At 73.3% G+C, this 12,670-nt stretch carries 11 protein-coding genes; 7 read left to right on the forward strand and 4 right to left on the reverse strand.

Annotation, left to right across the window (positions count from 1 at the left end):
* Nucleotides 1-93 precede the first annotated feature (93 nt).
* Complete coding sequence (locus MMF94_RS22120) at nt 94-1,518, reverse strand: hypothetical protein (RefSeq protein ID WP_241039036.1); 1,425 nt, start codon at nt 1,516-1,518, stop codon at nt 94-96.
* 125 nt (nt 1,519-1,643) lie between these two features.
* On the opposite strand from MMF94_RS22120, the gene MMF94_RS22125 reads away from it, so the two are divergent.
* From MMF94_RS22125 to MMF94_RS22140, 4 genes are all read left to right on the forward strand, one after another.
* Nucleotides 1,644-2,630, forward strand: coding sequence for an LLM class flavin-dependent oxidoreductase (locus MMF94_RS22125; RefSeq protein WP_241039037.1), 987 nt, complete (start codon nt 1,644-1,646; stop codon nt 2,628-2,630).
* 298 nt (nt 2,631-2,928) lie between these two features.
* Nucleotides 2,929-5,226 carry a transglycosylase domain-containing protein gene (locus tag MMF94_RS22130; RefSeq protein ID WP_241039038.1) on the forward strand — a complete coding sequence of 766 codons (2,298 nt, stop codon included), beginning with the start codon at nt 2,929-2,931 and terminating at the stop codon, nt 5,224-5,226.
* A gap of 16 nt (nt 5,227-5,242) precedes the next feature.
* Nucleotides 5,243-5,479, forward strand: a complete 237-nt coding sequence (locus tag MMF94_RS22135) for a hypothetical protein (RefSeq protein ID WP_241039039.1) — start codon at nt 5,243-5,245, stop codon at nt 5,477-5,479.
* Nucleotides 5,480-5,540: 61 nt separating this feature from the next.
* Nucleotides 5,541-6,695: a DUF3500 domain-containing protein gene (locus tag MMF94_RS22140; RefSeq protein ID WP_241039040.1), complete on the forward strand. Its 1,155-nt coding sequence runs from the start codon at nt 5,541-5,543 to the stop codon at nt 6,693-6,695.
* Between the two features lie 38 nt (nt 6,696-6,733).
* Here MMF94_RS22140 and MMF94_RS22145 read toward each other — a convergent pair whose 3' ends face one another.
* Together MMF94_RS22145 and MMF94_RS22150 are read right to left on the reverse strand one after the other, a co-directional pair.
* Nucleotides 6,734-7,396, reverse strand: coding sequence for a nucleoside/nucleotide kinase family protein (locus tag MMF94_RS22145; protein WP_241039041.1), 663 nt, complete (start codon nt 7,394-7,396; stop codon nt 6,734-6,736).
* Entirely contained in the window at nt 7,393-9,807 is a 2,415-nt protein-coding gene (locus MMF94_RS22150; protein ID WP_241039042.1) for a SpoIIE family protein phosphatase, read from the reverse strand. Before MMF94_RS22150 ends, MMF94_RS22145 begins: the two co-directional genes overlap by 4 nt.
* A gap of 111 nt (nt 9,808-9,918) precedes the next feature.
* Here MMF94_RS22150 and MMF94_RS22155 point away from each other — a divergent pair, with 111 nt between their 5' ends.
* From MMF94_RS22155 to MMF94_RS22165, 3 genes are read left to right on the forward strand one after another with little or no spacing between them, the layout of a single operon-like run.
* A complete protein-coding gene (locus tag MMF94_RS22155; protein ID WP_241039043.1) occupies nt 9,919-10,317 on the forward strand; it encodes a VOC family protein in 399 nt (132 codons plus the stop codon).
* A gap of 49 nt (nt 10,318-10,366) precedes the next feature.
* Nucleotides 10,367-10,696, forward strand: coding sequence for an MmcQ/YjbR family DNA-binding protein (locus MMF94_RS22160; RefSeq protein WP_241039044.1), 330 nt, complete (start codon nt 10,367-10,369; stop codon nt 10,694-10,696).
* 9 nt (nt 10,697-10,705) lie between these two features.
* Complete coding sequence (locus MMF94_RS22165; protein ID WP_241039045.1) at nt 10,706-11,470, forward strand: alpha/beta fold hydrolase; 765 nt, start codon at nt 10,706-10,708, stop codon at nt 11,468-11,470.
* 18 nt (nt 11,471-11,488) lie between these two features.
* On the opposite strand, the gene MMF94_RS22170 is transcribed toward MMF94_RS22165, so the two are convergent.
* The gene (locus tag MMF94_RS22170) at nt 11,489-12,670 is read right to left on the reverse strand and encodes a cytochrome P450 (RefSeq protein ID WP_241039046.1); all 1,182 of its coding nucleotides are present in this window, start codon (nt 12,668-12,670) and stop codon (nt 11,489-11,491) included.

Raw genomic sequence — 12,670 nt, forward strand, 5'->3', positions numbered from 1 at the left:
CCGCCTGGCCACCGGATCCGGGCAATGGACCTCGTTTCCGCGACACTAGAGGTGGCCCGCCAGGGGTTTTCGGCAGCGTCGCCGGGCTGCTCGTCAGGCGAGCCGGCGCAGTCCGGCGAGCACTCTCCTCAACGCATCGAGGTCCTCGGCCCATGCCTGTTTCAACACACCGTCTGCAGCAACGTTCGGCGGGCGGGGACGGGGCGACGGGACGCGGCGTGGTCGCTCCGTGCGCGGCCCGGCGTTTCGTGCCTCGGCGTCCCGCTGCTCGACCTCCTGCAGCGCCAGCACCGCGAGCGCCCCTGTACTGGTGACCGGCCGCAGGCCGGTGAGCGTCACCAGCGCGGGCTGCTGCTCGGCCGGGGGGCGTCCGGGCACCCGTCGTGGCAGCGGCACGGGCGATGGCCCCGCAACCACTGCGACAGCGGGCTGCGGCTCCGGCACACCGCCCGGTTCCGGCGCCTGCACGTGCGGCACCGGCTCCAACCCAGCGCTGGACAGCAGAGCCGACGCACCGGCGGGCATCCATCCCCGCGCAGCACTGGGCGGCTGCTCCGACGCGTGACCGGGCGCAGGGGCCAGTGGATGGGGTGGCTCCGGCGCATGGCCGGGCTGCGGAGCCGATGCACCAGCGGGCAGCGCCACCGGCGGACTACCGGGCGACCACTCGGGTGTCGGGGCCTGCGTGGCAAGTGGCTGCCCACTTGCACCTCCAGGCAGCGGGGCCTGGGCGCCGACGACCAACGGGACCGGTGCGCTGCCGGTCAGCGGGTGCGGCGTCCCACCGGACTGCACGGCAGTAGCTGTGACGGGGGCCCAGGCCTGCACCGCACCGGGCGCGTGTACCGGCGCCGGCGCGGGTGGCCACGCGGAGCCGGTCGACACGGCCGGCGCGGCCGGAGCAGGAGTAGGCGCGGGAACGTAGTTGGGCACGCGGAACTGCATCGGAGCCGGCGCCGGCCGCGGTGGCCCGGGCCTGCCGCTGCCCACGGGGCGCGGAGACGGCGACGGCCGGGGTGCGGGGGACGCCACCGGCGCGAGCGGCGCGGCCGGTGCGGGCGGCGCGGGCAGCGCCGGCGGCGCGGGCGGCGCCACCGGTGCGGCCGTCGCCGCCTCCACGCGCATCCGGACCGCCTGGACCACCTGCTGCAGACCGGCCACGCGCAGCGCTCGCCGGGCGGCTTCCACGTCCGCCTTCTCGCGGTCCAGCCGGACGTGCAGGAACGTCCCCGGCTCGTCGCACTCCCGCAGCAGGTGCACCGACCCGCGGGTGCTGACGACCATGTCGTCGAGCCCGTCCGCCCCGGACGCGACCGGAGCGGCGGCCCGCGCGAGCTGCACGATGGCCGCGCCGTCCGATTCCGCCGTCAGCCCGAGCTCGGCGACGATCATCCCTCGGCGGCTGTCCACCGCGTGGGCCGCCCTGGCACCCGGCGTCCGGAGCAGACCGGCGAGCACGGCGCGAAGCGGGTCGATCTCGAGCGGACCCGTGTCGTACGGATCGGCGGGCGGACGCATACCTCACCCTGTCGTGACGCTCCGGAGCAGCTTCGTTCCACCCGCCTGGCGGCACCCCGACTGGGCCGTTCGGCGGTGTCCACCGACGGGGAAGAACAGATCGTCCGGAGGGGTTGCACGGTGTCGTGCTGCTCTCCGTGCTCGACCTCGTGCCCATCGGCTCCGGCTCCACGGCCACCGTGGCGCTGACGCACAGCACCACGCTGATCCGTCGGGTCGAGGAGCTGGGCTTTCACCGGTACTGGGTGGCCGAGCACCACGGGATGCCCGGGATCGCGAGCTCGTCACCCGCCGTGCTGATCGCCCACCTCGCCGGTGTCACCTCGCGGATCCGCGTCGGCTCCGGCGGTGTGATGCTGCCCAACCACCAGCCGCTGGTCATCGCCGAGCAGTTCGGCACGCTCGACGCCCTGCACCCCGGCCGGATCGACCTCGGCATCGGCCGCGCGCCCGGCACCGACCAGCGCACCGCACGCGCCCTGCGCCGGGGCGCGGTAGCGCTGGGGGCCGACGACTTCCCCCAGGAGCTCACGGAACTGGCGTCGTACTTCCGCGGCGAGGGACCGGTCGTGGCCGTGCCGGCGCACGGTCAGCAGCCCGCGATGTGGCTGCTCGGCTCCAGCGGCTACAGCGCCCAGCTGGCCGGGCTGCTGGGGCTGCCGTTCGCGTTCGCCCACCACTTCAGTGCCGAGAACACGCTCCCCGCGCTGGCCCTCTACCGCGAGACGTTCCGGCCGTCACCGATGCTCGCGCAGCCCTACTCCATGATCGCCGCGTCGGTGCTGGCGGCGGGCACGGACGAGGAGGCCCGCCGGCTCGCCCTGCCGAGCGCGCTGCAGTTCCTGCGGCTGCGGCTCGGTCAGCCCGGGCCGGTGCCGACCCCGGAGGAGGCGAGCACCTACCCGTACTCCGAGCAGGAGCGGGCGTTCGTCGAGGACCGGCTCGCCGGGCAGATCATCGGCTCCCCCGACACCGTCCGCGACGGCGTGCACGCACTCGTGGAGCGCACCGGTGTGGACGAGCTGATGGTCGTCACCAGCACACACGACGGCGCCGACCGGCTGCGCTCGTACGAGCTGCTCGCCGCGGCGGTGATGCCGACCACGGTCTGAGTCGCGGCCCGGCGACCGTGATCCGGTCACGGTCGGTGTGCATTGCCGTGCTGGTCGCCCGGTTCGAGCGTCACTCGTTCGGGTGATCTCCGTACTCCCCGCACATCCATCCCGGCCGTCCTCCGTTGGACCGCTCGGTCGCCGCAGACGAGCGCGGTGGCTCGGAAGGACGGTCGGACGTTTGGGCGGAGCAGGCACCCCGCGACCCCACCGTCCGACAGGCCCCACCGAGCGACGCCCCGCGCGCCGGCCGGAGATGCCACCGCAGCGGTCCCGGCGAGCGACAGAACCCGCAGGTGTGGGCTCGCGGCAGCACCCGCCCAGCAGGCCACCACTTCCCGACGCATTCGCCGACCACCGCGTCCCCGGGCCGACGGACGTCATTCCCGTCGTCGGCGCTCCCGGCCGCGCACGCCCCGGCATCCGGTGGCCGCTCCCGTGGAGACCCCGTGGTGAGCGGGGAGGGACGCCGACGCCGTGGTGGCGCCGCCCGCGATACCTGCTGATCGGCGCGGCCGCCGCCGTGGTGCTCGGCCCGGCGCTCCTGCTCGCGATCGGGTTCATCGTGTTCTCGGTGCCGAACCCGGACGAGGCGGTGAACAACCAGGTCGCCACCGTGTCGTTCGTCGACGGAGAGCAACTCACCCGCCTCGTGCCGGAGGAGGGCAACCGCACGAAGGTCCCGATCGAGCAGGTACCGCTGCACGTCCGACACGCGGTGCTCTCCGCGGAGGACCGCTCCTTCTACTCCAACCCGGGCTTCGACGTCACCGGCATCCTGCGCGCGGTGTGGAACCAGCTGCGCGGCGGCGTCGGAGGTGGCTCGACCATCACCCAGCAGTTCGTGAAGAAGGCGCTGGTAGGAGACGAGCAGACGCTCTGGCGCAAGTACAAGGAGGTGATCCTCGCGATCAAGATCTCCCAGGAGCGCAGCAAGGACCAGATCCTCTCCGACTACCTCAACACGATCTACTTCGGACGCGGCGCCTACGGCATCCAGTCGGCGGCGCAGTCCTACTTCGGCAAGAACGTGCAGGACCTGACGCCCAGCGAGGGAGCGCTGCTCGCCGCGGTGATCCAGTCCCCGTCGCGCTGGGATCCCGCGGTCAACCCCGAGCACTCGGTGGATCGCTGGAACTTCGTGCTCGACGGCATGGTCGCCGAGGGCTGGCTCGCACCGCCCGACCGGCAGGCCGCCCAGTTCCCGCACACCGTGCCCCGCAAGACGTCGTCGGGCGGCGTTCCGTCCGACAACCGGGGGCACATCGTGTCCGCGGTGAAGGCGGAGCTCGAGTCGTTGGGGATCTCCGACGAGGACCTCGCCCAGGAGGGCCTGCGCATCACGACGACGATCGACGCACGACGCCAGGAGCAGGCCGTCACCGCCGCCCACGACGTGCTCAGCGGCCAACCCGTCAACCTGCGCAGCGCGATGGTGGCGATCGACCCGCAGACCGGCGGGGTGCTCGCCTACTACGGCGGCGACAACGGGCTCGGCCTGGACTACACGAAGGTCCGTCGCCTCGCCGGGTCGACGTTCAAACCGTTCGTGGTGCTCGCGGGCCTGCAGCGCGACCCGCCGGTCGGGCTGGGCGAGAAGTTCGACGGCAAGGAGCTGCCCGGGCTGCGCAACGCCGAGGGTGCCGACTGCGACCAGTGCGACCTCAAGCAGGCGATGACGGTGTCGAACAACGTCGTCTTCACGACCCTGGCGAAGCGCGTCGGTCCCGAGGCGGTTGCGGCCGCTGCCCGCTCTGCCGGCATCACCGCGCCCCTCGACGATCCGACCGAGGGCATCGCGCTGGGCAACAAGGAGGTCAGCCCGCTCGAGCTGGCCTCGGCGTACGCGACGGTCGCGGCCGGCGGGGTCTGGCGCCAGCCGCACCTCGTGACGTCGGTCGTCACCGCCGATGACCGTGTGCTCTACCAGGCCGCCACCGACGGGGAGCGGCGGTTCCCGGAGCGAGTGGCCCGCAACGTCGCCGAGTCGATGATGGACGTGGCAGCGCACGACGATCTGGCCCTCCCGGGCGGACGACCGGTGGCGGCGAAGACGGGCACCGTGCAGTCCCGGTTCGAGGGGCAGAACAACGATGCGTGGATGGCGGGCTTCACCCCGTCGATCGCCGCGGCGGTGTGGATGGGCACGGACATGAACTCCCCCATCCGTACCGCGCGGGGCACGCCGATCGAGGGCGCGACGCTGCCGGGCGAGGTGTGGCACCAGTTCATGGCGGAGGCGCTGGACGACGAACCGGCGGAGCCGTTCGCCCCGTTCCGGCCCATCGGCGAGGCGCCCTCCACCGCGGAACCGGGCGCGGGGACGTCCACGCAGCCGACGCCGGAGGCCGGCGCGACGCCGACACCCACCGGCGCCCCGTCGGGCACCGTCCCCGTCCCGCCCGGTGAGGAGGACGACTCTCCCGGTGAGGGTCTGTTCGGCGGTTCCGACCCCGCGCCGGATCCCGATCCTCGTGCCGCGTCGGACGCCACGAGCCCGCCACCGCGCGCGGGCTTGTTGTGGCAACGGGCGCCCGCGGAGTCCGGTACCGACCAGGACTGCTCGGCGTCCGCCTGCGACGAGAGCAGCCGTTAGGCCTAACCTTGACGCTGTGGCCGCGGGGGGTGGCGAGCGCACGTTCGAGGTGCTGACCTGGCTCTCCGAGCGGGGCATGGTGCTGTACGTACCTGAGATCGAGGCATCAACGACCGTGCCCGCGATGCCCGACGCCGACGTCGCCGTCCGGTCGCTCATCGCCGACCTGACCGGGCTCGACCCGTCCGCCATCCGGTGCGACATCCGACCGGGGCGCCCCCGCGGGTACAGCGGCCCGGCGTCGTTCGGCTGAGCCGCCCACTGCCCGTCCCGATCACGATGTTCGACGGCGCCTGACGACGTACTGTCGCGGCATGGTGCTGGCAGCGACCGACGCGACCCGAGACGTCGCGGACCGGATGGCCGAGGCGGCGGGCGAGTGGCTGGAGTCCCTCGACGCGGAACAGCGGGAGGTGGGTTGCGGCGCCACGCCGGGCGCGGACGACCCGTCCGACGCCGAACGGCTCCGCTGGTTCTACACGCCGACCGACCACGGCGGTCTCACGCTCCACCAGCAACGCCCCGCTCAGCAGCGGCTCGCGATGCGGCTGGTCACCACGGGCCTGTCCACCGCCGGCTACGTCACGGCGGCCACGGTGATGGGCCTGGAGAACGTGCTCGACCACGTCGAGGGCTTCACCGCGACGTTCGGCAGGGAGCGTGGCCGCGACCCGGGCATGTACTACCTGCGGGTGTTCGGGGAGCCCGGCGGGGCGGCGCCGTGGGGATGGCGGTTCGGCGGCCACCACGTGTCGCTCAACAACCTGGTCGTCGACGGGCGCGTCGCGGCGACCACGCCGTGCTTCCTGGGCGCCGACCCTGCCACATCGGCGCTGCTCGGCGGGGCGACGCTGCGCCCTCTCGGGGCACCGGAGGATCTCGCACGCGAGCTCGTGCGCTCACTGCGGCCCGAGCTCGCCGAGCGCGCGCTGCTGCTCCCCCACGCCCCCACCGACATCGTCGGGGCCAACCGGTCCCGCATCGGCGAGGGCGACGAGGCCAAGCCGCTCGTCGACGTGTGGCGGGGCCGCTTCCCCGACCCGCAGCAGCAGGAGAACCTGCGCCGACGCAGCGCCCAGTCCGAAACCGAATCGGGCGTCGACCGCGACGGCCACCGGGCACTGGCGCTGACCAGCACCCCGAAGGGTGTGCCCGCCTCCGAGCTCGACGCCGGGCAGCGGGAGCTCCTGCTGCAGCTGCTCGGCACCTACCTCGGCCGCGTACCGGACGAGATCTCCCCGCTCCCGAACTACCGCGAAGCCGCGGCGCTCGACGAGGTGCATCTCGCCTGGGCCGGTTCCATGAATCACGGCGAACCGCACTACTACCGGCTGCAGGGCCCGCGGCTGCTGACGGAGTGGGACAACACGCAGCGCCAGGTCAACCACGCCCACTCGGTGTGGCGCGACCCGGAGTCCGACTTCGGCCTCGACGTGCTCGCGGCGCACCGATCGGCCCACCACCACTGAGGCCGCCGACAGGGAGGCGCCGGGCCCCGGCAAGCGGCTCAGCTGACCGCGGGCAGCGACTCCAGCACCGTGGCCGGCACGATCAGGTCGGCCCGGTGCCTGGTGGCCTCCACGAGCACGGCGTTCGGCTCGTCCACGGCGGCCACCCACGCCGCGGCGCGGGCGGGTTCCTTCCCGAACGCGACGTGGCGGGCGGTGAGCTGCGCGAGCCGGACGTCCGGGCGCGGGTCGCAGAACCACACCTCGTCGAGCTCGGGACGGACCTGGGCCCACTGCCCCTGATCGAGCAGCAGATAGTTGCCCTCGGTCAGCACCAGCCGTGCCGTGCCGGGCACGGCGATGGCGGCGGCGAGGGGTTGTTCGAGGTCGCGCTCGAACGCGGGCGCGTAGATCACGTCCTCCGCGGGGGCGCCGGTCTCGTCCAGGGCGCGCAGCCTGCGCAGCAGCGCGACGTAGCCGCCGACGTCGAAGGTGTCGGGTGCCCCTTTGGCGTCGCGGCGCCCGATCGACTCGAGCGCCACGTCGGCGAGGTGGAACCCGTCCATCGGGACGTGGTCCACGGAGTGACCGGGCAATCGCGCCAGCAGCGCTGCCACGAGGGTGGACTTGCCGGCACCCGGGCTCCCGGTGATGCCGAGGATCGCGCGCCGGGGTCCGGCGGCGAGCGCGGCGGCCCGCCGGACGAGGTCGTCGAGGATCATCCGGACTCCGCCACCCGCAGCGCGAGCACCGCGATGTCGTCACCGGTGTCGGCGATGGTGCCCCGCACGAGGTGGTCGCAGAACTCCGGAAGCGGCAGGGGGACGCCGCGGCGCACGAGGTCGAGCAGAGCGCTGCCCGCCGCGTCGGCGTGGTCGCGACGCCGCTCGAACAGCCCGTCGGTGTAGAGCAGCAGCGTCGACCCCGGCGGGATCTCGGCGACGCCATCGTGGCGGCGCGTGCCGGGATAGAGCCCGAGCACGAGGTCGACGCGGCTGGTGAGCAGCCGCGCCTGCCCGTCCGGGCCGACGAGGATCGGTGCGGGGTGGCCCGCATTGGACCAGCGGAACACGGCGCGCCCCCCGGAGATGCCGAGCCGTCCGTAGACGAGCGTGGTGAACCGGGTGACCTCCAGCCCGGAGAGCACCCGGTCGAGCCGGGCGAGCACCACGGACGGCGCGGCATGGCTGTCGTGGGCGAGTCCCCGGAGCATGCTGCGCAGCTGGCCCATCGTGACCGCGGCGGGCAGGTCGTGGCCCTCGACGTCGCCGACACCGACCGCGAGGTCGCCCCCCGGCAGCGTGAACGCGTCGTACCAGTCGCCACCGACCTGCAGCTGCGCCGCTGCGGGACGGTAGCGGGCCTCGATCTCGACACCGGGATAGCGCGGGGGCTCGGTGAGCATCGCCTTCTGCAGCGCCAGCGACACCTCGCGGCTCTGCTGGAACGCCATCGCGTTCTCCACGGCGGCCGACGCGCGCGACGCGAGCTCCCGGACGAGTGCAAGGTCGTCCGCTGTGTAGGGCGACCGGTCGCCCCCTGCGAGGAACATCAGAGCCGCCACGACGGCGCCGCCGGAGAACACCGGCGCGATCAGCAGGGAGTTGATCGCGACGTCGCTCCCCCACTGGAGCTGTTCCTGCGGGACCCGCCACTGTCCCGACGTGTCGGGCACCGTGGCCAAGCTGGGCGAACCGGAACGGACGCAGCGGACGAGCGGGTGCTCCGGGGGGAAGGTGAAGCGTTCGGCGCTGGCCGGGATGGGGGGAACCCCGGCGGCCATGCGGGTGACCGCCCTGCGCCCGGAGAGCGGCCCCTCGGCCGGCGTCCCGTCGGCGACCTGCCCCTGGGGCGGCAACGGGTCGGGGTCGAGCAGGAACACCCGGCAGACATCGGCGAACTGCGGGACCGTCGCTTCGGCCAGCGCCACCAGCTCCCCCTCGGGATCGAGTGCGGCGTTCATCGCGTGCGTCGCCTCCGCCAGCACGCACAGCCGCTCGCGGATGCGCATCTGGTCGTCGACATCGGTCTCGGTGCCCACCCATTCGACGACCCGGCCCGCCGAGTGCACGGGGACGGCGCGCATGCGGAACCAGCGATAGCCACCGCCGGCCGTCCGCAGCCGATAGGTGCGGATGAAGACGATGGCGGGTTCGGCCACGGCGGCCGCCCGCCACGCCGCTTCGAGCTCGTGGCGGTGCCTGCGGTGGACGGCGTCGAGGAACCCCCACCCTCTGTGCTCCGCCTCCGTCTGGCCCGTGATCGTGCGCAGCCCGGGAGCGTCACGCCGGGCGCTGCCGTCGGCCTCGCGGATCCAGACCGCAGCGCTCGTGGCCTCCACGAGGCTCTGGTAGCGGTTGAGCGCATGCTCGCGCTCCGCGGCCGACTCCTGCAACGCGCGGCGGGTGCGTTCGGCTGCGGTGACCTCCTCCATCACCACACCGACCCCGCAGACCGCTCCGTCGGCTATCCGCACCGGGTAGTAGTGCACCCGCCACTCCTGGAACGGCCCCCGTCCGTGCCACAACCGGCCCACCACGGGAACGGCGGACCGCGGCCGCCCGTCGGCGAGCACCGCCCGCAGCCCCTCCGCGAACGTGGCGCCGACGGGCCCGTGCACCTCCGCCGGCGTGCGGCCCACCCGATCCTCGGCACTGCCGCCGACGGTCTCGAAGACCACACCGTTCATGCGCCGGTACCGCAGTTCGGTGTCGAAGTACGCGAGACCGACGGGTGCGGTCTCCCAGAGGGCGTCGAGCAGCGCGAACGCCTCGTCCGACGCCTCCTTGTCGCCGACGTCGTGCAGCACGCCGAGCGTGGTGGATCCGGGACCGGGCGCGACACGGAAGTGGAGCCGGCCGCCACTCCCGCCCCCGGCCGTCAGCTTCCCGCTCACGGTGGCACCGGATCGGATCTCCTCGACGATCCGGGCGGCGGTGTACGCGTCGAACATCATCGAGGTCTGATCGGCGAGACCGTGGGAGATCACGGACCGTCCCACCATCTCGCCGGCGGGCCGGCCGGTGAGGCGCTCCGCGGCCGGGTTCCACAGCGCCACGCGGCCGTCGTCGTCGAGAACGAAGACGCCGACGGGGAGCAGTCCGACCAGCTCTGCGAGGAGGTCGTCCGGCACGGTTCTCCAGCGTAGGTCCCGCTCCTGCCCCGCTCCACGCCGCCACGAACAGGGCAAACAGTTCCCATTCGTTCAAGCCACGCCCCGCGGACCGGGCCTACTGTCCGCTTCATGAGCGTTCACCCCACTCTTCGTTACGACGACCCGCGTGCCGCGATCGCATTCCTGACGCGCGCGCTCGGCCTCGTCGAGCAGCAGGTGTACACCGACGACAAGGGCGCCGTCGCGCACGCGGAACTGAGCTTCGGCGACGGGGTCGTCATGCTCGGCACGCGGGCGGGCGGTGACGACCGGTTCGACACCGGCCGCGCGGTGATCTACCTCGTCGCCGACGGCGCCGACGCCGTGGACGCCCATCACGACCGGGCCGTCGCCGCCGGGGCCGAGGTGGTGCTGCAGCTCACCGACCAGCCCTACGGCTCCCGGGAGTTCGCGGTGCTCGACCCGGAGGGCAACGTCTGGACGATGGGCAGCTACCGCCCCGTGATCAAGCCGGCGGCGCGCGGATGACCGACCCGCTCCACCGCCCCTGCGGGCCCTGTGCCTGGCGCTGCCCGAGGTGACCGAGAAGGTCAGCGCTGATGTTCGCTCCGCAAGCTCCGCTCAGCACGGCGAGCCCACCTGGTTCATCCGCAGGACGTTCGTGATGTATGCCGACCGGCACCACGACGACCGGGTCGCGTTCTGGTGCGCGGCGCCGGCGGGCGCGCAGGAGGAACTCGTCTCCACGGCCCCCACCCGGTTCTTCCGGCCGCCCTACGTCGGTGGCCGCGGCTGGCTGGGGGTCTACCTCGACGTCGACGACGTGGACTGGGACGAGATCGGCGAGATCGTCCTGGACGCCTACCGGGTCATCGCCCCGCGGAAGCTCACGGCGCTCCTCGACTAGGGTCAGCGGGTGCCGGATCTCCCGAGCGTCGAGTTGCCCGGTGGACGGATCGAGTACGACGACGTGCCGGCCGATACCGCCGGTGGCGAGCTCGCACCCTTGTTGTTCCTCCACGAGGGCCTCGGATCGGTAGGGCTGTGGCGCGGTTTCCACCAACGCATCGCGGCCGCCACCGGCCGCCGGGCGCTGGCCTACTCCCGCTTCGGACACGGGTACTCTGACCTGCCACGGGAGAAACGCACGCCGCGGTTCATGCACGACGAGGCCGCCACCGTCGTCCCGGCGCTGTGCTCCGCGCTCGGGCTGGAGCGCCCGGTGCTGGTCGGGCACAGCGACGGTGCGTCGATCGCGCTGCTGGCCGGGAGCGACGCCACCGGCGTGGTCGTGCTGGCTCCCCATGCGTTCGTGGAGGACGTGGGTCTCGTCGGGATCGAGCAGGCCCGCCGCGACTACACCGAGGGCGACCTGCGCACCCGCATGGCCCGCCACCACCGCGACCCCGACGTCACGTTCTGGAACTGGAACGACGTCTGGCTCGATGACGCGTTCCGCGACTGGGACATCCGGCCCGAGCTGTCCGCGATCAGCTGTCCGGTGCTCGCGATCCAGGGCACGGCCGACCCCTACGGCACCGTGGCCCACGTCGAGGCGGTGCGCGACACGGCTACCGGTCCGGTCGAGCTGCTGGTACTCGACTGCGGCCACGCGCCCCACCTGGAACAACCGGATGCCACCCACCGGGCGGTCACCGACTTCCTGCACCGGCTCCCGTAGTGAGGCGTCCCGGTCGCGTCACCACGTGACGTGCACTGCGGCCGGTCCGGAGTCGACGAACCCGTGGATCCAGGGAATGTCCTCGACCCGATCACGCAGGCGCAGGCCGGGCAGCCGCACCGCGAGTGCGTGCAGGGCCGCCCGGATCTCCGTACGGGCCAGGGCCGCGCCGAGGCAGTGGTGCGGGCCGCGGCCGAACGCGAGGTGCGGGTTGGGCCGCTCGGGCACGAAACGGTCGGGGTCCGGGAACCGGTCGGGATCGCGGTTGGCGGCCTCGAGCCGGGCGAGCACCATGTCGCCGGCCGCGATGCGCGTCTCTCCCAGCTCGACGTCCTCGTGGGCCCACCGCGGCAGTACCTCGCCGGTGACACCGGACTGGTGGCGCAACACCTCCTCGACGGTGGCGTCCAGCTGCTCGGGGGCGCCGGCGAGGCGTGCCAGCCGGCCGGTGCCGACGAGATGGATCACCGCCACGGACATCACGTTGCAGGCGCTCAGGTAGCCGGCGCTGACGAGCGTGGTGACCATCGCGGTCAGCTCGTCCCCGCTGAGCCGCCCGTCCTGCGCGTCGTGCACACCGATCAGTGCGCTCATGAGGTCGTCACCGGGATCGGACCGCCGGGTCGCCACCAGCTCGGCGGCATAACCGCTCAGTGACTCCCACGCCTGCTCCATCGCAGCTCCGTCGAGCTCCCCGGTGGGCACCGACATGTCCACCGTGAGCACGGTGTCGGCCCAGCGGCGCAGCTGAGCGCGGTCGTCGGCGGGGATGCCCAGCAGCTCACCGATCGTCGTGATCGACAACGGGGCCGCGAGGGCGTCGACCAGGTCGGCAGGCGGGCCCGCCGCAGCCATCGCGGCGACGTGATCGGCGGCCAGCTCCTCGATGCGGGCTCGCATCGACTCCACGTGCCGCGGCGTGAAGACCGTTGACACCAGGCGACGGAGCCGTGCGTGGGCGTCGCCGTCCTGGAACAGGGTGTGGTTGCCCGGGTCGCCGCCGCCGAGTGGCGCCACGCCGAACCGTGGGTCCGCGAGCACGGTCGCGACTGCGTCGTAGGAGGTGACGAGCCACGCCTGCGTGCCGTCGGGCGTGGTCACGCGGGCGACGGGCTCGGTACGGCGCAGCTCGGCGTAGGCCGGCGGCGGCTCGAGGACGCCGGGGCGCTCGAAGGGCAGGGTCCGTGTGGTGGTCGGCAT

The sequence above is a fragment of the Pseudonocardia alaniniphila genome (assembly GCF_022524485.1).
Classification (GTDB): domain Bacteria; phylum Actinomycetota; class Actinomycetes; order Mycobacteriales; family Pseudonocardiaceae; genus Pseudonocardia; species Pseudonocardia alaniniphila.

Bases quoted from the DNA above. Each gene is read 5' to 3' on its own strand.
- MMF94_RS22170 (WP_241039046.1), bottom strand. From the start codon at position 12,670: ATGCCGACCACCACACGGACCCTGCCCTTCGAGCGCCCCGGCGTCCTC.
- MMF94_RS22145 (WP_241039041.1), bottom strand. From the start codon at position 7,396: ATGATCCTCGACGACCTCGTCCGGCGGGCCGCCGCGCTCGCCGCCGGA.
- MMF94_RS22155 (WP_241039043.1), top strand. From the start codon at position 9,919: ATGAGCGTTCACCCCACTCTTCGTTACGACGACCCGCGTGCCGCGATC.
- MMF94_RS22140 (WP_241039040.1), top strand. From the start codon at position 5,541: ATGGTGCTGGCAGCGACCGACGCGACCCGAGACGTCGCGGACCGGATG.
- MMF94_RS22120 (WP_241039036.1), bottom strand. From the start codon at position 1,518: ATGCGTCCGCCCGCCGATCCGTACGACACGGGTCCGCTCGAGATCGAC.